The organism is Streptomyces sp. NPDC029296 (assembly GCF_055569255.1).
This window is the reverse complement of record NZ_JBVHXT010000038.1, coordinates 58,223-77,287: the sequence shown is the minus strand read 5'-3', so window position 1 is coordinate 77,287 and position 19,065 is coordinate 58,223. Positions and strand designations below refer to the sequence as shown.

At 74.6% G+C, this 19,065-nt stretch carries 13 protein-coding genes, 4 tRNA genes and 1 other RNA gene; 9 read left to right on the top strand and 9 right to left on the bottom strand.

Annotated elements, in window-relative coordinates; translation table 11 throughout:
• Nucleotides 1-8: 8 nt before the first annotated feature.
• Genes ACZ4W9_RS29755 through ACZ4W9_RS29745 form a run of 3 tightly spaced genes read left to right on the top strand, consistent with a single transcriptional unit; the run spans nt 9 to nt 4,064 of the window.
• Nucleotides 9-2,780 (top strand): GNAT family N-acetyltransferase, encoded by a 2,772-nt coding sequence (locus ACZ4W9_RS29755; RefSeq protein ID WP_467940994.1) that lies wholly within the window; start codon nt 9-11, stop codon nt 2,778-2,780.
• Nucleotides 2,777-3,253 carry a cupin domain-containing protein gene (locus ACZ4W9_RS29750; RefSeq protein ID WP_467940993.1) on the top strand — a complete coding sequence of 159 codons (477 nt, stop codon included), beginning with the start codon at nt 2,777-2,779 and terminating at the stop codon, nt 3,251-3,253. The genes ACZ4W9_RS29755 and ACZ4W9_RS29750 overlap by 4 nt, the downstream gene beginning before the upstream one ends.
• A 37-nt stretch (nt 3,254-3,290) precedes the next feature.
• The gene (locus tag ACZ4W9_RS29745; protein WP_467940992.1) at nt 3,291-4,064 is read left to right on the top strand and encodes an SDR family NAD(P)-dependent oxidoreductase; all 774 of its coding nucleotides are present in this window, start codon (nt 3,291-3,293) and stop codon (nt 4,062-4,064) included.
• Nucleotides 4,065-4,345: 281 nt separating this feature from the next.
• Here ACZ4W9_RS29745 and ACZ4W9_RS29740 read toward each other — a convergent pair.
• Nucleotides 4,346-4,433, bottom strand: a tRNA-Ser gene (locus ACZ4W9_RS29740).
• 119 nt (nt 4,434-4,552) lie between these two features.
• On the opposite strand from ACZ4W9_RS29740, the gene ffs reads away from it, so the two are divergent.
• The 6 genes from ffs (at nt 4,553) to ACZ4W9_RS29710 (ending at nt 14,152) form a co-directional block, all read left to right on the top strand.
• Nucleotides 4,553-4,649: signal recognition particle sRNA small type (ffs, locus tag ACZ4W9_RS29735), an RNA gene on the top strand.
• Nucleotides 4,650-4,719: 70 nt separating this feature from the next.
• Nucleotides 4,720-7,053 (top strand): DNA polymerase III subunit gamma and tau, encoded by a 2,334-nt coding sequence (locus ACZ4W9_RS29730; RefSeq protein ID WP_467940990.1) that lies wholly within the window; start codon nt 4,720-4,722, stop codon nt 7,051-7,053.
• Between the two features lie 151 nt (nt 7,054-7,204).
• The gene (gene purD / locus ACZ4W9_RS29725) at nt 7,205-8,464 is read left to right on the top strand and encodes a phosphoribosylamine--glycine ligase (RefSeq protein WP_467940989.1); all 1,260 of its coding nucleotides are present in this window, start codon (nt 7,205-7,207) and stop codon (nt 8,462-8,464) included.
• Nucleotides 8,465-8,742: 278 nt separating this feature from the next.
• Complete coding sequence (locus tag ACZ4W9_RS29720; protein ID WP_467940987.1) at nt 8,743-11,382, top strand: hypothetical protein; 2,640 nt, start codon at nt 8,743-8,745, stop codon at nt 11,380-11,382.
• A 303-nt stretch (nt 11,383-11,685) separates the two neighbouring features.
• Nucleotides 11,686-13,182: a N,N-dimethylformamidase beta subunit family domain-containing protein gene (locus tag ACZ4W9_RS29715; protein ID WP_467940986.1), complete on the top strand. Its 1,497-nt coding sequence runs from the start codon at nt 11,686-11,688 to the stop codon at nt 13,180-13,182.
• 70 nt (nt 13,183-13,252) lie between these two features.
• Nucleotides 13,253-14,152 (top strand): phosphoribosylaminoimidazolesuccinocarboxamide synthase, encoded by a 900-nt coding sequence (locus tag ACZ4W9_RS29710; RefSeq protein WP_467940985.1) that lies wholly within the window; start codon nt 13,253-13,255, stop codon nt 14,150-14,152.
• A 67-nt stretch (nt 14,153-14,219) separates the two neighbouring features.
• Here ACZ4W9_RS29710 and ACZ4W9_RS29705 read toward each other — a convergent pair.
• From ACZ4W9_RS29705 to ACZ4W9_RS29670, 8 genes are all read right to left on the bottom strand, one after another.
• Nucleotides 14,220-14,295, bottom strand: a tRNA-Gly gene (locus ACZ4W9_RS29705).
• Nucleotides 14,296-14,318: 23 nt separating this feature from the next.
• Nucleotides 14,319-14,933 carry a response regulator gene (locus tag ACZ4W9_RS29700; RefSeq protein WP_467940983.1) on the bottom strand — a complete coding sequence of 205 codons (615 nt, stop codon included), beginning with the start codon at nt 14,931-14,933 and terminating at the stop codon, nt 14,319-14,321.
• Nucleotides 14,930-16,186 carry a sensor histidine kinase gene (locus ACZ4W9_RS29695; protein WP_467940981.1) on the bottom strand — a complete coding sequence of 419 codons (1,257 nt, stop codon included), beginning with the start codon at nt 16,184-16,186 and terminating at the stop codon, nt 14,930-14,932. The genes ACZ4W9_RS29700 and ACZ4W9_RS29695 overlap by 4 nt, the downstream gene beginning before the upstream one ends.
• Before the next feature lie 13 nt (nt 16,187-16,199).
• Complete coding sequence (locus ACZ4W9_RS29690) at nt 16,200-16,979, bottom strand: ABC transporter permease (protein ID WP_467940979.1); 780 nt, start codon at nt 16,977-16,979, stop codon at nt 16,200-16,202.
• A complete protein-coding gene (locus ACZ4W9_RS29685; RefSeq protein ID WP_467940977.1) occupies nt 16,976-17,920 on the bottom strand; it encodes an ABC transporter ATP-binding protein in 945 nt (314 codons plus the stop codon). Before ACZ4W9_RS29685 ends, ACZ4W9_RS29690 begins: the two co-directional genes overlap by 4 nt.
• Nucleotides 17,921-18,046: 126 nt before the next feature.
• A tRNA-Gly gene (locus tag ACZ4W9_RS29680) sits at nt 18,047-18,119 on the bottom strand.
• A gap of 80 nt (nt 18,120-18,199) precedes the next feature.
• Nucleotides 18,200-18,271 (bottom strand) — tRNA-Gly (locus ACZ4W9_RS29675).
• Nucleotides 18,272-18,436: 165 nt separating this feature from the next.
• On the bottom strand, nt 18,437-18,754 hold the full coding sequence (locus ACZ4W9_RS29670) for a histone-like nucleoid-structuring protein Lsr2 (RefSeq protein WP_318202584.1): 318 nt from the start codon (nt 18,752-18,754) through the stop codon (nt 18,437-18,439).
• Nucleotides 18,755-19,065 lie beyond the last annotated feature (311 nt).

The window sequence follows — 19,065 nt, the reverse complement described above, 5'->3', positions numbered from 1 at the left end:
GGTCCCTCGTGGCCATCGAGATCTACCGCGACGCCCGGGGCGTCCCCCACCTGCGCGCCTCCGACGCCCGCGAACTGGCCCGCGCCCAGGGCCTGGTCACCGCGCACGACCGGGCCTGGCAACTGGAGGTCGAGCGCCACCGGGCGCGGGGCACCTCCGCGTCCTTCCTCGGCGCCGAGGCCCTGTCCTGGGACGTCTTCGCCCGCCGGGCCCGGCTGGAGGACACCGCCCGGCGCTGCTTCGCCGCGCTGGAGCACCGGGATGCCGAGACGGCCGACTGGGTACGGGCGTACGTCGACGGCGTCAACGAGGGGCTGGCCGCCGGCGCCCGCCGCGCCCCCGAGTTCGCCCGCGCCGCTCTGGTCCCGGGCCGCTGGCAGCCCTGGACGCCCCTCGGGGTCTGGCTCGGCACGCACATCCTGTTCGCCGGGTTCCCCGCCAAGCTCTGGCGCGAGCAGGTGATACGGCATCTGGGGCCGGAGGCGGTCGGCCTGTTCGCCACGGACGGGACGGGCACGGCGGGCAGCAACGGCTGGCTGGTCACCGGGGAACGCACCGCCGGCGGACGGGCGCTGCTCGCCGGCGATCCGCACCGGTTCATCGAGGACCCCGGCGTCTACCAGCAGATCCGCCTGGCCTGCCCCGAGTTCGACGTCGTCGGCCTGGCCGTGCCCGGCGTGCCCGGCATCGCGCACTTCGGCCACACCGGCACGGTCGCCTGGGCCATCACCAACGCCATGGCCGACTACCAGGACCTCTACCGCGAACGGCTCCGCCGCACCGGCGCGGGCGTCGAGGCCCTCGGCCCCGACGGCACCTGGCAACGCGCCGCCCGCCACACGGAGACCGTCCACATCGCCTCCGCACCACCGCTGGAGATAGAGCTGATCGAGACGCCCCGGGGCCCGGTGATAGCCGGCGGCCCGGAGGGACCGGACGCGCTCGCGGCGCCGGGGGAAGAGCCCGGGCCGGGGGCGGACGCCGGCCGGGACCGGCCGTTGACGGCGGAAGACCGCGCGGGCGGAGCCGAGGGCGAGGCGCTGGCCCTGCGCTACCCGCCCCGCGTCACGGAAGACCTCGGCTTCGGCGCCCTGCTCCCCCTCCTCCGCGCCCGCACCGTCGCCGACGTCGACCGCGCCCTGGACGCCTGGACCGAGCCGGTCAACGTCGTCCAGGCCGCCGACACCGCCGGAGGCACCCTGCACCGCGTCGCCGGAAAGGTCCCCCGCCGCGCCGCCGCCAACCTCCTCCACCCGGTCCCGGCCTGGCAGCCCGGCCACGACTGGCACGGCACGCACGAGACGCCGTACGCCGACCCGCCCACCACCGACGGCATCGCGGTGATGGCCAACGCCCGCGGCCTGGCCGCCCCCCTCGGCGTCGAGTTCGCCCCGCCCCACCGCGCCGCCCGCATCGCCGCCCTGCTCGGCACGCGCCGCGTCTGGACCGCCGACGACATGGCCGCGATCCACACCGACACCCACCTCGGCTCCGCCGCCCCCCTGCTGGAGCGCCTCACCGCCCTCACCGGCCTCACCCCCGCCGCGGCGACCCTGCGCGACCGCCTGCTCGACTGGGACCGCCGGATGGACGCGGACAGCACCGACGCGGCGGCGTTCGCGGCGCTGCGCCACGCGGTCGTACGCCGCCTCGCCGCGCACCCGGCCTTCGCCCCGCTCGCCGAGCCCCCGGCCTGCCCGGACGTCCTGCGCCCCTGGCTGGCCCTCGTGCCCCGTATCGGTCACGCCCTCGAACACCTCCTGGAAGCGAAGGAGTTGTACGACATCGACCGCGCCGAGGTCGTCCGCGCGGCCCTCGAGGAGACCGCCGCCGCACCGCCCGCCCGGCCCTGGTCGGCCACCCACCGCCTGGCCCCCTGGCGGGCGCTGCCCGGGCAGCCGGACGCCGCCGCCGCCGAACCCGGTCTCGGCGGCGACCACGACTGCGTGCTGTGCACCTCGGCCGTCCCCGGCGTCACCGACCGCGCCGCCCGCGGCCCGGCCGCCCGCTTCGTCTGGGACCTGGCCGACCGCGCGAACAGCCGCTGGGTGGTGCCCTTCGGCGCCGACGGCGCACCCGGCACCGCCCACCACCACGACCAACTGCCCCTGTGGCTCGCGGGCGACCTGGCCCCGGTGGTCACCGACTGGTCCCGACTCACCCCCGAGCGCCCCGCACCCCCGAGGAGACCCATGACCGACCTGCACGTCCAGCACATCGACGGCTACGGCACCGTCCGGATCCGCCCCCTCGACCCGGAGGGCGACGCGAAACTGATCCACGCCTGGGTGAGCGACGAACGCGCCGCGTTCTGGGGCATGAACGGCCTCACCCGGGACCAGGTCGCCGACGTCTACGCCCACATGGCCACCCTCGACACCCACCACGCCCACCTGGTCACCAAGGACGGCGAACCGGCCGCGCTGTTCCAGACGTACGAGCCCTCGGCCGACCGGGTCGGCGAGTGCTACGACGTCCGCCCCGGCGACCTCGGCGTCCACCTCCTCCTCGCCCCCGCCGGACCCGGCGGCCCGCACCCCGGCTGGACGTCCGGACTGGTGAGGGCGATGACGACGTACGTGCTGCGGGTCCTGGACCGGCCGCGGATCGTGATCGACCCGGACGTGCGCAACGACAAGGCGATCGCCCGCTTCGAACGCCAGGGCTTCACCCGCGGCCCCGCCGTCGTCCTGCCCGAGGTCGACCTGCCCGAGGTGTACCTGCCCGAGAAGCACGCCCAACTCGCTTTTCTGGACCGGGCGGTAGCCTTCCCCGGGTGACGACGCCCGAAGAGCTGACCGCGCGCTACGGCCTCGAACCCATTCCCCGCGAAGGCGGCCTGTTCCGGCGCACCTGGGCCGGGCCCGAGCGTCCGGACGGCCGCCCCGAGGGATCGGCGATCGTGGCGCTGCTCACCGCCGACGACTTCTCCGCCCTGCACCGGCTGCCCTTCGCCGAGACCTGGCACTTCTACCTCGGCGACCCACTCCACCTGCTGCTCCTCGCCCCCGACGGCACCATCCGCCGCCCCGTCCTCGGCCCGGACCCCGGCGGCGGCCAGCACCTCCAGCTGACCGTGCCGGCCCGCACCTGGATGGGCGCGCGGGTGGCGGCGGGCGGCGCGTGGACGTTCTTCGGCTGCACGATGGCCCCCGGATTCACCTACACGGACTACGAACACGGGGACCCGGCCGACCTCACGGCGCGTTACCCGGCCGAGGCCGCCCTGATCACGGAACTCTGCCGCCCATGACCCCCTCCGCGTCCCCGAGCACGGAGCCCCGCCGCCCATGACCGTGTCCCCGCGCCTGCTCGAAGGACAGACCGCCCTGGTGACCGGCGCGGGCGGCGGCATCGGCCGCGCCCTCGCGCTGCGCTTCGCGGAGCACGGCGCGGCGGTCGCCGTGCACTGCCGCACGGCGCTCACCGCCGCCACCGAGGTGGCCGACCGCATCCGGGCGGCGGGCGGCAGGGCGGTCGTCCTCCGGGCCGACCTGACCGACGAGGCCGCCTGCCGCCGCCTGGTCGAGGAGACGACGGACTGGTCGGAGGGGCACCTGACCGCGCTCGTCAACAACGCGGCCGTCCAGCCCGTCCAGCCGCTCCCGGAACTGACCGCGAAGGACTGGCGTACGGTCGTCGACACCAACCTCACCAGCGTCTTCGCCTGCACCCAGGCCGCCGCCGCCCACATGCGCGCCCACGGCGGCGGCACCATCACCCACATCGCCTCCATCGAGGCCGCCCACCCGGCACCCGGCCACGCCCACTACGGCGCCGCCAAGGCGGCGGTGGTCATGCACGCCCGCGCGGCGGCCCTGGAGTACGGACCCGACGGCATCCGCGTCAACACGGTCTCGCCCGGCCTGATCGACCGGCCCGGCCTCGCCGAGTCCTGGCCGGACGGCGTCCGCCGCTGGCTCGCCGCCGCCCCGGCCGGCCGTCTGGGACGGCCCGAGGACGTGGCCGACGCCTGCGCCTTCCTCGCCTCCCCGCTGGCCTCCTGGATCACCGGCCACGACCTCGTGGTGGACGGCGGGGTGACCTCCCGCCCGACCTGGTGAGCAGACCGGCCGCCGCTTCCGTACGTATCCCGGGGCCCTGCCGACGAACACGGCACACGAGGCGACGGACGGAGACCGAGGGTGCGACGCCGGGAACACGGAGGACGACAGGCCGCCCGCACCTGGCCCCTGACGCCGCGACCGACCGCTGAACGTGATCCGGTAGTCCCTGGAAGGGCGAACGCCAGAGGGACCCGGAACCACTTTCACGGTCCGGGAGGACAACGCCGAAGGGCCCCCTGTTTCCAGGGGGCCCTTCGACATCGTGCCCGGTGAGGCACTGGCGGAGGATACGAGATTCGAACTCGTGAGGGGTTGCCCCCAACACGCTTTCCAAGCGTGCGCCCTAGGCCTCTAGGCGAATCCTCCGCCGAGAACATTACATGACCGAGGGGAGTGCTCGCGAACCCGTTCCCGCAGGCCGTCCCCGGGTGCGGAGGGCCGGGCGGCCGGGTTCGGTCCCGGGGCCGCCATCGGGTACTGTGGGGCACAGCCCCTCACGCGGCGCTATCTGACTGAACTCCCCCAGGGCCGGAAGGCAGCAAGGGTAGGTCGGCTCTGGCGGGTGCGTGGGGGGCCCTTGCGTTCCCCGGCCCCTGGGTTCCGGATCCGCGGGCGGGGCCCGTTGTCGGTGCGCCCCATTAACCTCGTATGCGTGTCGTCTCTCGCGCTGTACCGCCGCTATCGCCCGGAGACCTTTGCCGAGGTCATCGGGCAGGAGCATGTCACCGACCCGCTGCAGCAGGCGCTGCGGAACAACCGGGTCAATCACGCGTACCTGTTCAGCGGCCCCCGCGGATGCGGCAAGACGACCAGCGCGCGCATCCTCGCCCGCTGCCTGAACTGTGAGCAAGGTCCCACACCGACCCCCTGCGGGGAGTGTCAGTCGTGCCGCGACCTGGCCCGCAACGGGCCGGGGTCCATCGACGTCATCGAGATCGACGCGGCCTCTCACGGTGGTGTGGACGACGCCCGTGAGCTGCGCGAGAAGGCCTTCTTCGGCCCCGCGGGCAGCCGCTACAAGATCTACATCATCGACGAGGCCCACATGGTCACGTCGGCCGGCTTCAACGCGCTGCTGAAGGTCGTCGAGGAGCCGCCGGAGCACCTGAAGTTCATCTTCGCGACCACCGAGCCCGAGAAGGTCATCGGGACCATCCGGTCGCGTACCCACCACTACCCGTTCCGGCTGGTGCCCCCGGGCACGCTGCGCGAGTACCTCGGCGAGGTGTGCCAGAAGGAGGACATCCCGGTCGAGGACGGCGTGCTGCCGCTCGTCGTGCGCGCCGGCGCCGGTTCCGTGCGTGACTCCATGTCCGTCATGGACCAGCTCCTCGCCGGCGCCGGCGAGGACGGTGTGACGTATGCCATGGCGACCTCCCTCCTCGGCTACACCGACGGCTCCCTGCTCGACTCCGTCGTGGAGGCCTTCGCCACCGGTGACGGGGCCGCCGCCTTCGAGGTCGTGGACCGGGTCATCGAGGGGGGCAACGACCCGCGGCGCTTCGTCGCCGACCTGCTGGAGCGGCTGCGCGACCTGGTGATCCTCGCCGCCGTGCCGGACGCCGTGGAGAAGGGCCTCTTCGACGCCCCGGCCGACGTGCTGGAGCGGATGCGGGCCCAGGCCGAGACGTTCGGCGCCGCCGAGCTGAGCCGCGCCGCCGACCTCGTCAACGAGGGCCTGACCGAGATGCGCGGCGCCACCTCGCCCCGCCTCCAGCTGGAACTGATCTGCGCCCGCGTCCTGCTCCCCGCCGCCTACGGCGACGAGCGCTCCCTCATGGCCCGCCTCGACCGCCTGGAACGCGGCATCGGCTTCTCCGGCGGGGGCGGCATGCCCGCCATGGGGTACGCCCCGGGCCCCGAGGCCCACGGAGGCGCTCCCGCGGCAGGGCCCGGCCCGGGCGTGGGTGCGGTGTCCGTGCCGCCCGGTGGGGGCCCGGCGGCGGCCCGCGCGGCCGTCCGCGGCCCGGGCGCCCCGGGCGCTCCGAGTGCCGAGGGGGTTCCGGCGGCTCCCGGTGGTCCGGCCGAGGCCGTCCCGCCCGCCCCCGCCGTCCCGGCGCCTCCGCCCGCCCCCGCCCCCGCGCCCGTCGCCCCGGCGGCCCCCGCCCCGGTGGCCCCGGCCCCTGCGGCGGCGCGGAGCACTGCCGCCCCGGACGCCCCCGCCCCCGGCGCCTGGCCCACGGCCGCCCCCGCCGGCGGCGGCCGTCGCCCCGGCGGCTGGCCCACGGCCGCCGCCCCGGCGAGCGGGCGGCCCGGCCAGGGTCAGGGCACCGGACAGCCGCAGCAGCAGCCCCAGCAGCAGCCGGCCCACGCGGCCCCCGCGCCCGCTCCGGCGCCCCAGGCCCCGGCGCCCGCCCCCACCGGAGGTCTGGACCCCCGCGCGCTGTGGCCGAACATCCTGGAGGCCGTCAAGAACCGCCGTCGCTTCACCTGGATCCTGCTCAGCCAGAACGCCCAGGTGACCGGCTTCGACGGCACCACCCTCCAGCTCGGCTTCGTCAACGCCGGCGCCCGGGACAACTTCTCCGGCAGCGGCAGCGAGGACGTGCTGCGGCAGGCGCTGGCCGAGCAGTTCAACGTGCAGTGGAAGATCGAGGCGATCGTCGACCCGTCCGGCGGCGGCGCCCCGCAGTCCCCGGGCGGCACGCCCGGCCACGGCGGAGGCGGCGGCTACGGCGGCTCCCCCGCCGGCGGCTACGGCGGCGCTCCCGGCGGTGGTGGCTACGGCGCCCCGGCCGCCCCCCGCCCGGCGGCGCCCCAGGCCGCCCCGCAGGCCGCCACCGCCCCGCGGCACAGCGCCCCGGCCGCCTCCGGTCCCGTGCCGCCGCCCCAGCCGCCCGCCGCCCCCGAGCCGCCGCCCGTAGCCCTCGAGGACGACATCCCCGAGGACGACGACCCGGACCTGGACGAGTCGGCCCTGTCCGGTCACGAACTGATCGTGCGGGAGCTGGGAGCGACGGTCGTGGAGGAGTTCTCCAACGAGTAGCCCGGGGGCGGGCGGGCCCCGACGGGGGTTCGCCGTCCCGCGGGAAGCCCCCGCCCCGGGGGCGGGAGACGGGCGCGGCCGGCGTCTTTTGGAGGAAGCTCCGACAAACCCGGCGCCCGGGCTTCGGCGACCTTGCCATTAGGCTGACCCCGTGAAGGTCCTCGTCATCGGCGGCGGCGCCCGCGAACACGCCCTGTGCCGCTCCCTGTCCCTCGACCCCGACGTCACCGCGCTGTACTGCGCCCCCGGCAACGCCGGCATCGCCGAAGTGGCCGAGCTGCACCCGGTCGACGCGCTCGACGGCGCGGCCGTGGCCGGACTCGCCACCCGCCTCGGTGCCGAGCTGGTCGTCGTCGGCCCGGAGGCCCCGCTGGTCGCCGGTGTCGCCGACGCCGTCCGCGCGGCCGGCATCCCGGTGTTCGGCCCCTCCGGGGAGGCCGCCCGGCTGGAGGGGTCCAAGGCCTTCGCCAAGGACGTCATGGCGGCGGCCGGGGTGCCGACCGCCCGCTCCTACGTCTGCGCCGGCGCGGACGAGGTCGCCGAGGCCCTGGACGCCTTCGGCGCCCCCTACGTCGTCAAGGACGACGGCCTCGCCGCCGGCAAGGGCGTGGTCGTCACGTCCGACCTGGAGGCCGCCAAGGCGCACGCGGCCGGCTGCGAGCAGGTGGTGATCGAGGAGTTCCTCGACGGCCCCGAGGTGTCCCTCTTCGCCGTCACCGACGGGGAGACCGTCGTACCGCTCCAGCCCGCCCAGGACTTCAAGCGTGCCCTGGACGGCGACGCGGGCCCGAACACCGGTGGCATGGGCGCGTACTCGCCGCTGCCGTGGGCCGACCCGAAGCTGGTCGACGAGGTGCTCCAGACCGTGCTCCAGCCGACGGTGGACGAGATGCGCCGCCGGGGCACGCCCTTCTCCGGGCTCCTCTACGCCGGTCTCGCGATCACCTCGCGCGGGGTCCGGGTCATCGAGTTCAACGCCCGCTTCGGCGACCCGGAGACCCAGGTCGTGCTGGCCCGCCTGGCGACGCCGCTGGCCGGTGTGCTGATGGCCGCCGCCACCGGGAACCTGGCCGACCTCCCCCCGCTGCGCTGGAGCGACGACGCGGCGGTCACCGTCGTCGTCGCCTCGCACAACTACCCGGACACCCCGCGCACCGGCGACCCGATCACCGGGCTGGACGCGGTCGCCGCCGAGGACGCCCCGCACGCGTACGTGCTGCACGCCGGGACGAAGCGGGACGGCGACGCGGTCGTCAGCGCCGGCGGACGCGTGCTGTCCGTCACCGCCACCGGCAAGGACCTGGCCGAGGCGCGCGAGCGGGCGTACCGGGCGGTGGGCCGGATCGGGCTGGACGGCTCGCAGCACCGCACGGACATCGCGGCGAAGGCGGCGCAGTCTGCGGACGTCTGAGCTCCTGCCCTTCTGACCTGCGGTTTTGTCATCAGGCCCCGGATCCGTGATCCGGGGCCTGACCCTTGCTTTCTGTCACCCAGCTCTGACCAAAGCCATTCCATCGAGTGAGCAATCGGCTATCCGGCTGACGGGGGCCCGGGCCCCAACTAGGGTGCCGCGCAAGCGTTCCGGCACTTGGCCCACCGGCATTGCGATGTCAGTGACGGGTGCCACAGTGGGGGAGTGAGCACCACCAGGACAGCACGCGAGCGGCAGGGAGGGGGCGAGGTCGGCACGTGACCGGAATCGGTGTGGAGGCGGGCGCGCAGGCCGCGCGCTCCCGGGCCCTCGCCGTGCTGCGGGTCCGGGGCCGGGCGCTGGGTGTGGCGCTGCTGCCCGCGGGCGCCGCGGTGATCCTGCTGGCCGGCGTCTCCACCGGCCGGTTCGTCGGCCCGGGCTGGGACGCCGCCCGCTGGGCCGTGGGCGCGCTCGCGGTGCTGGCGCTGCTGACCGCCGCGAGTGTCGCCCTGGTGGTGGCCCGGGCCCGCCCCGCCACCAGCCCCACGGTGCCGATCCCGGAGGAGTCCGCCCCGGATCTGTACCGGATGGTGCGCGACCTCGCCGACCGCCTGGACGTGCCGGCCCCGTCGGCCATAGCCCTCACCCCGGACTGCGACAGCTGGCTGGAGGACCGGGCGCACTCGGCGCACGGCCCGCCCCCGCGTCCGGCACCCGGCCGGCCGGCGGCCCCCCAAACCCCGACCCCGCCGGTCCTGGTCATCGGCTCCCCGTTCCTGTGGTGGATGCGCGTCGGCGAGCTGCGCGCGGTCCTCGCCCCGGTCATCGCGGGCACGGGCCCCTCGGCGCACCCCGACATAGCGGCCGCCCGCCGCTTCGTGCGCGGGCTGGACGCGGCCGTGGCGGTCACCTCGGCTCCGGGCCGCCGTCCGCCGGTCCGGGGGCTGTGCGCGGCCGTCGGCTGGGTGGCGCGGCTGCTGCTGCGCGGCTGCCGGGAGCACGCGACGCTGATGGAGCGCGGGGTCGCCGCGGCGGCGGCCGAACGCGCCCAGGCGGTCGACTACGGCCTGCGGATCGTCGCCCAGGAGCAGGTCGGGCTGGCCTATGCCGGCTGGGACCGCCTGCTGACCAGGGTCGCGCTGCCCGCCTGGCGCATGGGCCGCTGGCCGTCCCGGCTGGACGCGGGCGTGGTGGCGGCGCTCACCGAGCTGTCCCGCCGCGACCGGCTGGCCGAGGGCTTCGCCTCCCGGCTCGGCGAGCGGCCGGCCTGCGACCTGCTGGAGGAACCCGGCACGGTGGACGAGGCCGCGTCCCTGCTCGCCGCCCGCCTCTTCCACGGCGGCCCCGCCGAGCCGTGTTCCGACTGGGCGCCGGTCGACTGGCAGGCGTACCCGGAGGAGGTCGTGGACCGCACCTGGCGCGTCGACGCGGCCCGCCTGCACCGGGCCCTGGACTCGCTGGGCGTCCGCCCCGCCCCGGCCGCCGGCCCCCGCGACCCGGGCGGCCCCACCCTGGCCCGCGTCCTGAACCACCTGACCACCGCCGCCCCCGCAGCCGGCGACGAGCCCGCGCCCGAGGCCGGCACCGACGGGAAACCGGCGCGAGAGACCACGCGACCGACACCGGCCGGCCCGGCGGCCCGGACCACCACCGAAGCCTCCCCGGCCCAGACTCCCCAGCAGACCCCCGAGGCCGCCCCGCAGACTCCCGAAGACCGACTGGACCAGGCCGCCTCGCAGACCTCCGACGGCAGGCCGGAGTCACGGACCGCCCCGCAGAATCCCGAAGGCCCTCCGGACCGGGCTGCCCCGCAGGCCACCGAAGGCCCCTTGGGCCGGGTTGCCCAGCAGATCCCTGACGGCAGGCCGGAGGCGCAGACCGTCTCGCAACCCTCCGACGGCAGGCCCGAGGCGCAGATCGTCCCGCAGTCCTCCGACGGCAGGCCGGGGCCACGGACCGTCCCGCAGAATCCCGAAGGCTCTCCGGACCGGGCTGTCCCGCAGGCTACCGAAGGCCCCTTGGACCGGGTTGCCCAGCAGATCCCTGACGGCAGCCCGGAGGCGCAGACCGTCTCGCAACCCTCCGACGGCAGGCCCGAGGCGCAGACCGCCCCGCAGACCGCCGAAGGCCCCTTGGACCGGGTTGTCCAGCAGATCCCTGACGGCAGGACAGAGGCACAGGCCGCCTCGCAGCCCTCCGACGGCAGGCCCGAGGCGCAGACCGCCCCGCAGGCCCCCGACGGCGAGCCCCAGACGGAGACCGCCGACGGCAGCACCCCGGCGGAGACGGCTCAGGGCGGGCCCCTGGCCTACCCGGCCCCCGGCGGGACCCCGGCGCGGGAAGCCGCCGTCGAGCCCCTCGCCCCCGCCCACCCCCGAGCCGCCGACGCCGGGAGTCACCCGCGGGGGCCTTCCGTCCTCGACGACGTCACACGTGCGGGTGGTACGGGTGGGCGTGAAGTGGACGCCGACGGTGAGGCCGAGGCGGAGCCCGGAACGCCCCGCGGCGTCGCCCTGGCCGCTCTCCTCACCGCCGAGCTGGCCCGCGAGGAGGCCCGCGCGCAGCAGGCCCGGAAGGGCCACAAGGGCGCCGCCGGTGCCCACCACGGCCCCGACGGCACCGCGTGGGCCCCCGGTGACTACGGCCTGCCCCCGTTCCCGCTCCAGCCACACCGCACCGCCCGCGAACTCCTCGCCGACCACGTCACGGCGATGGTGTGCTGCGCGGCCGTGGACACCGCCGGCGCCGTCCCCGCCCTGGACTGGCTGGACGGCCCCTCCCTGCTGCTGGACGGCGAACGCGCCGCCGACCTCGCGCCCAAGGTGCTCACCCTGATCGAGGACGGCGACCCGCGCCCGCTGCGCGACTGGCTCACCGCGTTCGGGATACGCCCCGAAAAGCCCGTACGGCTCGTGTGATCCCGCCGCGGCCGGCCCCCGCGGCCCGCGCCGCGCGGGCCGGAACCGGGCCGGACCGCCGCAGCCACCGCACCCTCCGGCAAGCCGCCTCCGCTCTCTCCCCCGTAGCGGAAACGCGTCTTCCACTTCAAGGCAATTCGCAACGAGTAGTGACCGGCCCCGTGCGTAATGTGATGTGCTGGGGCCGACCACGCCTTTGGCAATGGCGCGCGACATACGACAGCGCGTCCGAGCACGGCGGAGCATCACCGCTCAGCGGGCACCACCGAGACAGACACGGGGGGATGAGGGAGGGGAGCGACCATGGCCTCGGACCACATTCGTCGCTGGGAGTCCGGAGCACTCGCGCATGGCGTCACGGATCCCTTCGGCCAGGGCCCGGTGCCCTGGCTGCGCGGCAGTGAGCCGTACATCGACGACTTCGGCAAGGTGATGCCCTGGTACGTCGACGCCTGCCCGCAGGCCGCAGGGGCGGCCGGCCGCCGCGCTCCCGCCCTCCGCACCTCCTCCTCCGGCCCCCGCTCGGCCGACGACGTGCACCGCCAGATCAAGGGCTTCACGTCCAGCGGCGCGGTCGCGCCCGGCGAGGCGATCGACTTCCACATCACGGTCGACCCGCCCCAGGAGTTCTTCGTGGACATCTACCGCATCGGCCACTACGGCGGCGACGGCGCGGCGAAGATCACCACCAGCCCGCGCCTGTCCGGCATCGTCCAGCCCCCGCCGCTGACCGCCGACCGCACGGTCTCCTGCCACCACTGGTGGCTGTCCTGGCGCCTCCAGGTGCCCTCCTACTGGAGCATCGGTGCCTATGTGGCCGTCCTGACCACCGCCGACGGCTACCGCTCCCACGTGCCCTTCACGGTCCGCGACAGCCACCCCGCCGATCTGCTCCTGCTGCTGCCCGACGTCACCTGGCAGGCGTACAACCTCTACCCGGAGGACGGCCACACCGGCGCCAGCCTCTACCACGCCTGGGACGAGCACGGCCGCCTCCTCGGCGAGGCCGACGCCGCCACCACGGTCTCCTTCGACCGGCCCTACGCGGGCGCGGGCCTGCCCCTGCACGTCGGCCACGCCTACGACTTCATCCGCTGGGCCGAGCGCTACGGCTACGACCTCGCCTACGCCGACGCCCGCGATCTGCACGCCGGCCGGATCGACCCCACCCGCTACCGGGGCCTGGTCTTCCCGGGCCACGACGAGTACTGGTCGGTGCCGATGCGCCGGGCCGTCGAAGAGGCCCGCGACCGGGGCACCTCCCTGGTCTTCCTCTCCGCCAACACCATGTACTGGCAGGTGGAGCTCGCCCCGTCCCCGTCCGGTGTCCCGGACCGGCTGCTGACCTGCCGCAAGCGCAAGGGGCCCGGCAAGCCGGTGCTCTGGCGCGAGATCGACCGGCCCGAACAGGAACTGGTCGGCATCCAGTACGCGGGCCAGGTGCCCGAGCCGCGCCCGCTGATCGTCCGCAACGGCGGCCACTGGCTGTGGGAGGCGACCGGCGCGCACGAGGGCGACGAGATCAAGGACCTGGTCGCCGGCGAGGCGGACCGCTACTTCCCGCGCACCGCGCTGCCCGAGCACGACGAACGGATCCTGCTCGCCCACTCCCCCTACACCGACGCCGACGGCGTCCTGCGCCACCAGGAGACGTCCCTCTACCGCGCCCCCTCCGGCGCCTGGGTGTTCGCCTCCGGGACCTTCGCCTGGTCCCCGGCCCTGGACCGCCCGGGCCACGTGGACACCCGGGTCCAGCGCGCCACGGCGAACCTGCTGGACCGCATCTGCAAACGCGACTGACCCCCGGGCGCGCCCGATCGGCCCCGTACGGGAGAATCGGGTGCATTGGACAGAGCCACGGGGAGGAACCGTGTCCGGATTCGTAGAAAAGCCCGAGCCGATCGAGGTTCCGGGCCTGGTGCACCTGCACACCGGGAAGGTGCGCGATCTGTACCAGAACGAGGCGGGCGACCTCGTGATGGTCGCCAGCGACCGCATGTCCGCCTACGACTGGGTGCTGCCCACGGAGATCCCCGACAAGGGCCGCGTGCTCACCCGGCTCTCCCTGTGGTGGTTCGACCAGCTGCGCGACCTCGCCGTGAACCACGTGATCGGCACCGAGGTGCCCGAGGGCGCCCCGGCCGACTGGGCGGGCCGGACGCTGGTGTGCAAGTCCCTGAAGATGGTCCCGGTGGAGTGCGTGGCCCGCGGCTACCTCACCGGTTCCGGCCTCGCCGAGTACCGGGAGTCCCGTACGGTCTGCGGCCTCGCCCTCCCCGAGGGCCTCGTCGACGGCTCCGAGCTGCCCGCCCCGATCTTCACCCCGGCCACCAAGGCCGAGGTCGGCGAGCACGACGAGAACGTCTCCTACGAGGAGGTGGCCCGCCAGGTCGGCGCGGAGACCGCCGCCCAGCTGCGCCAAGCCACCCTCGCCGTGTACTCGCGGGCCCGGGACATCGCCCGGGACCGGGGGATCATCCTGGCCGACACCAAGTTCGAGTTCGGCTTCGACGGCGACACGCTCGTCCTCGCCGACGAGGTCCTCACCCCGGACTCCTCCCGCTTCTGGCCGGCCGACACCTGGCAGCCGGGCCGCGCCCAGCCGTCGTACGACAAGCAGTTCGTGCGCGACTGGCTGACCTCGCCGGCCTCCGGCTGGGACCGCCGGAGCGAGCAGCCCCCGCCGCCGCTGCCGGACGAGGTCGTGGCCGCGACCCGGCAGAAGTACGTGGAGGCGTACGAGCGGCTGACGGGCACCAGCTGGTCGTAGCCCGCGGGCCCCCGGCGGAAGCCGGGGGCCCGCGAAAAGCCCCCGGCGAAAACCGGGGGCTTCTTCGTGGAGCGGACGACGAGGCTCGAACTCGCGACCTCAACCTTGGCAAGGTTGCGCTCTACCAACTGAGCTACGTCCGCGTTGCGCCGTGGCGCGAGAGCAACTATACCCAACCTCGCTCGCGGGCGAGACGCACCGCCGCGTGACGGTTCTCGGCACCGAGCTTGGTGACGGCCGAGGAGAGGTAGTTCCGCACGGTCCCCGGCGACAGCGCGGCCCGCTCGGCGATCTCCGCGACCGGTGCCCCGTCGGCGGCCAGCTCCAGGACCTCGGCCTCCCGCGCGGTCAGCGGGGAGTCCCCGGCGGAGATCGCGTCGGCGGCCAACTCGGGATCCACGTAACGGTTTCCCGCGTGCACGGTGCGGATGATCTCGGCGAGCCGCCGGGCACTGACCGTCTTCGGGACGAACCCCCGCACACCGGCCGCGAGCGCCCGTTTCAGATGCCCGGGGCGGCCGTGCCCGGTGACGATCAGCACCCGGCAGCCGGGCAGTTCGGCGCGCAGCGATGTGGCGACCTTCACACCGTCGGCACCCGGCATCTGCAGGTCCAGGACGGCGACGTCGGGCGCGTGCGCCAGCGCCATGGCCAGTGCCTCGGGCCCGCTCGCCGCCTCCGCGACGACCAGCAGATCGTCCTCCAGGGACAGCAGCGCGGCCAGCGCGCCCCGGATCAGATGCTCGTCGTCGGCGAGCAACAGCCGTACCGGACCGCTCATGAGGTGACTCCTCCCACCGTGGTCAGGGGTACTTCCGCGATCAGCCGGAACCGGTCCCGGCCGGGGCCGACGTGGCCGGCCTCCAGGGTCCCGCCCACGGCGGCCAGCCGTTCCCGCAGTCCGGCCAGTCCCGAGCCGCCGCCCTCGTCCCCGGGCGCCGCCACGGCGCCGTCGTTCTCCACCGTCAGCACCGCCTGACCCTCTCGCACCGTCAGCCCCACCCGGCACCGGCCCGCGTCGTCCCCGTGCCGGAGCACGTTGGTGGCCGCCTCGCGCACCACCCAGCCGAGCGCGGACTGCACCTCGGCGGGCAGCCCGCCGGTCTCCGCGCGGACCTCGCAGTCGATCCCGGCCGCCGCCAGCACGCCCTGCGCCCCGGCGAGTTCGGCGCCGAGGTCGGCCTCCCGGTAGCCGCGCACGACGGCCCGCACCTCCCGCTGGGTCTCCTGCGCGATGCGCTGCACCTCGATCATCTGCTCCACCGCCTCCGGCCGCCCCCGCCGGGCCAGTTGGACGGCCAGCTCGCTCTTGAGGGAGATCACCGACAGGTTCCGGCCCAGCACGTCGTGCAGGTCCCGGCCGAACCGCAGCCGTTCCTCGGCGACGGCGAGCCGGGCCTCCACCTCGCGGGCGCGTTCCGCCTCCCACAGCACGGACAGGGTCCAGGAGCCGCACCGGTAGGCGAGCAGCGCGAACACCGTCATGAAGGCGGTGGCCGCCGCGGTTCCGACCAGCCCGGCGACGGACCGGTCGGCGATCCCCAGGGCGGCCACGAGCAGCGCCGCGAGCACCGCCGCGTTCCGCAGGTACACCCGTACCGGGACGATGAGGCCGTAGAGCATCCCGAACGGCAGCAGGGCGGCGCCGAGTGCCAGCCGGATCGTCGGCCGGTCGGCTCCGCGTACGGCGGCGAGGGCCACGATCAGCGCCACGGCGAGGCCCAGCAGGACGGCCGGGACGCGGTGGGCGCCGGCCAGCAGCCGGGACCGCCCCAGATAGTGGCCGAGGGCGGGCCGGGTGAGCCGGTTCGCGGCGGCGCACTGCAGGGCGGCCACCAGGATCAGCGGGACGCCGAGGAGGAGGGCCGCGGGCCGGCCGTGGACGAGTCCGGGGGTCAGCGGCAGGATCAGCCAGCTCAGGATGAAGAACCAGGTGGTGACGTACCAGGTGACCACCGTGTACAGCTCCACCCGGTCCGCCTTGCCGCGCTCCCGCCAGTGCCGCTGCTGCCACCGCCGTATCGGCCCCACCACACGCCCCCGTTCCTCAGCGCCGGGGCTCCCACCGGAACCACCGTCGGACAGCGACCACCGCCACCACGGTCCAGGCCAGCGCGGTCGCGAGCGCGCCCAGTGCCTCGTAGGCGCTCAACTGGCCGGTCCAGCCGCCCCGGACGAGCCGGATGGCGGGGGACAGCGGGAGCAGCTCGCAGACGGAGGCGAGCGGCTCCGGCATGACCTCGGTGGGCACCATGATCCCCGAGCCGATCATCGAACCGAACACCAAGGGCAGCGCGGTGACCTGACCGCTCTCCACGGTCCGGGTGACGGTGGCGGTGAGGGCGGCCAGCGCGGCGCTCAGCACCAGCCCGGCGAGCAGCCCCAGCAGGCTCAGGTACGGCGCTTCGGGGGCCCCGGCGTCCAGCAGGACCGCGCATCCGGCGCACAGCACCAGGGACTGCGCGAGGCCCACGGTCAGGGTGGGCAGGGCGGTGCCGGCGAGGATCTCGGTGTCGGTCAGCTCGCCGGTGCGCAGCCGCTTCAGGACGAGTTCCTCGCGGCGGGCCACGTAGGCGTTGACGAGCGCGCTGTAGACGGCGAAGAGGAACGAGAAGCCGATCCCGGCGGTGAGCATGGCGGAGCCGATGCTGATGCCCTGCTTCTCCAGGTCCACGTGGTCCAGGGCCGGCCGCACGCTGAACGGCAGCAGGAGCGGCACCAGGAGCGCGGTGACGATGACCCCGCGGTTGCGGCCGAGCAGGGTCAGCTCGGCCCGGGCCAGCGCCCGCAGCCGGCGCACGGAGGGCGCGGTGAGGGACATGCTCATGCCGCCGCCACCTCCTCCCGCTTGCCGGCGATCCCGAGGAAGGCCTCCTCCAGGGAGGCCGAGCGCACGTCCAGCGCGCGCAGTTCGACCCCGGCCCGCTCGGCCCAGGTGAGGACGGCGGTGGCGGTCCGCTGGAGTTCGCGGGTGCGCAGCCGGACGGTCCGGCCGTCGTACTCGTGGTCGCAGACGCCGAGGGCGGCGAGCGGCGGCAGATCGCCGGGGAGGTAGCCCGGGGGCAGTTCGAAGGACATCCGGGAGGGGCGGCCGGCGGTGACCTCGGCCGGTGTGCCGGAGGCGGCGATCCGGCCCTCGTGCAGGATGGCGAGCCGGTCGGCCAGCTCCTCGGCCTCCTCCAGGTAGTGCGTGGTGAGCAGCACGGTGGTGCCCTGGTCCCGCAGCGCGCGCACCAGTGCCCAGGTGTCCCGGCGGCCCTCGGCGTCCAGTCCGGTGGTCGGCTCGTCGAGGAAGAGCACCTCCGGGTCGCCGAGCAGCGCAAGGGCCAGGTCGAGGCGGCGGCGCTCCCCGCCGGACAGCTGCTTGACCCGTACGCCGTGCTTGTCCGCGAGCCCCACCCGCTCCAGCACCTCGGCCTCCGGCCGGGCTCCGGTGGTGCAGTCGGCCCACATCCGGGCGGTCTCCGCGACGGTCAGCTCGGCGGGGAAGCCGCCTTCCTGGAGCATCACGCCGGTGCGGGGCCGTACGGCGGCCCGCTCGTGGAGGGGGTCGTGGCCGAGGACCCGGACCCGGCCGCCGGCCGGTGCGGCCAGTCCCTCCAGCAGCTCCACCGTCGACGTCTTCCCGGCGCCGTTGGTGCCCAGCAGGGCGAAGATCTCCCCGCGCGCCACGGAGAAGCTGATTCCGCGTACGGCCTCGAAGCCGCCTCCGTAGACACGCCTGAGGTCGGTGACCTCGATCACGTGCTCGTCCCCGTCGATGTTCATGGCACCAGCGTCCCCGCCGCGGGCGCCCGCCGGCAGTGCGCGATGTCATCCCCGCGCATGACAAATGTCAGAAGGGCCCCGGGGAACGAAAAGACCCCGGTCCGATGGACCGGGGTCTCATTCCCGAGCGGACGACGAGGCTCGAACTCGCGACCTCAACCTTGGCAAGGTTGCGCTCTACCAACTGAGCTACGTCCGCACTGCCCCCGATCGGCTCTCACCGACCGGTGCGAGCACCAGCCTACCCGATCCACGGCAGTGGTCGTGTCGGCGGTGCGGAGCGGGTGACAGGAATTGCACACTGCGCCTTCCCCCTGGAAGGGGGATGTTCTGCTACTGAACTACACCCGCGTGTCCTCGGGATCCGGCCTGTCGGCCTCGCCCCTCGGCGTGTCCCAGACATTAGCCGATCGCCGGGGGGGTTGCGCAAGTCGGCTCCCTCCCGGGTCCCGTATGTCCCAAGTGCACGGCTCCCAGGGGTCCCTGACGGTCCCTGGGAGCCGCCCCTTCGCGGGCTCACTGGGCGGCGGTGAACGCCTCGTAGACCTTCTTCGGGATGCGTCCGCGGGCCGGGACGTCCATCTTGTTGGCCTGGGCCCAGGCGCGGACGGCCGCCGGGTCGGGGGCGACCTCCGTCTGCTTGTACGCCTTGCCGGAGCGCGACCGCTTGCGGCCGGCCTCCACGTACGGCGCGAGCGCCTTGCGCAGTTTCTCGGCGTTGGTTTCGTTCAGGTCGATCTCGTACGACTTGCCGTCGAGTCCGAAGGCGATCGTTTCCGCCGCTTCCGAGCCGTCGATGTCGTCAAAGAGAGTGACCACGACCTTTTGCGCCACGAATATCGGTCCCTTCGTGCGGCACGTCGTTACAGCTCAGCGCCGACGACGTGCCGAGTATCGGCTATTGCCAATTCATTTGTACAGTGCCCGGCAATGAAATGTGAAGCCCGACTAAATCCGCCCGCGTGTCCGGGCGCAATAGGCGTGGGCGGGCGGACTGTGGAACTTTCCCAGATCTTTTCGCGGGGGCGTGGCTTCGACACCCGATCGTGATGCGCCTCACGTACTTTCCTCCAACTCTACCCGCGTAGAAATTTTGTGCGGGTAGTCTGAAGGAACCTGCTCAGCACCACACACCGGGAGTGCCA